The organism is Rhizobium sp. 05L419, assembly GCF_056397845.1.
Map to the genome: position 1 here is coordinate 1 of NZ_JBFTOF010000080.1, position 947 is coordinate 947.

A 947-nucleotide genomic window follows, 5' to 3' on the forward strand; every position below is an offset into this window, starting at 1 on the left:
TGGAGCATATGATGGATTTCGAAGCATTCTTCAAAAACGAGCTCGACGGCCTGCATACGGAAGGCCGTTATCGCGTTTTTGCCGATCTTGAGCGTCATCGCGGCAGCTTTCCGCGTGCCACGCGTCACACCGCCGACGGCCCGAAGGACGTGACGGTCTGGTGTTCCAACGACTATCTCGGCATGGGCCAGAACCCCAAGGTGATCGAGGCGATGAAGAACGCCATCGACCACTGTGGCGCGGGTGCGGGAGGCACCCGGAATATCTCTGGCACCACCCACTACCACGTTCTGCTCGAGCGCGAACTTGCCGATCTGCACGGCAAGGAAGCSGCGCTGATCTTCACRTCAGGCTAYGTTTCCAACTGGGCGGCCCTCGGCACGCTCGGCGCCAAGATCCCCGGCCTCGTGATCTTCTCGGATGCGCTGAACCATGCCTCGATGATCGAGGGCATCCGCTATGCCAAGTGCGACAAGGTGATCTGGAAGCACAACGACATCCAGGACCTCGAAGCCAAGCTGGCGGCCGCCGATCCGAAGGCGCCGAAACTGATCGCGTTCGAATCGGTCTATTCGATGGACGGCGATATCGCTCCGATCAAGGAGATCTGCGATCTCGCCGACAAGTATGGCGCGATGACCTATCTCGACGAAGTCCATGCCGTCGGCATGTACGGCCCGCGCGGCGGYGGCATTGCCGAGCGCGAAGGGCTGATGGACCGCCTGACGGTCATCGAAGGCACGCTCGGCAAGGCGTTCGGCGTCATGGGCGGCTATATTGCCGCATCGACGGCGCTGTGTGACTTCATCCGCTCGTTTGCCTCGGGCTTCATCTTTACGACAGCGCTGCCGCCGGCGCTCGCTGCCGGCGCGGTTGCCTCGATCCAGCACCTGAAGGTCAGCCCGTTCGAGCGTGCCCGTCACCAGGAACGGGTGCGCACGCTGCGC

1 protein-coding gene is annotated in these 947 nt (G+C 62.4%); it reads left to right on the top strand.

Going from position 1 to position 947, the window contains the following annotated elements; all coding sequences use genetic code 11:
* Window positions 1–11: 11 nt before the first annotated feature.
* Window positions 12–947, top strand: a 936-nt coding sequence (gene hemA, locus AC1DMK_RS31065; RefSeq protein WP_477864046.1) for a 5-aminolevulinate synthase, incomplete at its 3' end; no start/stop codon positions are given.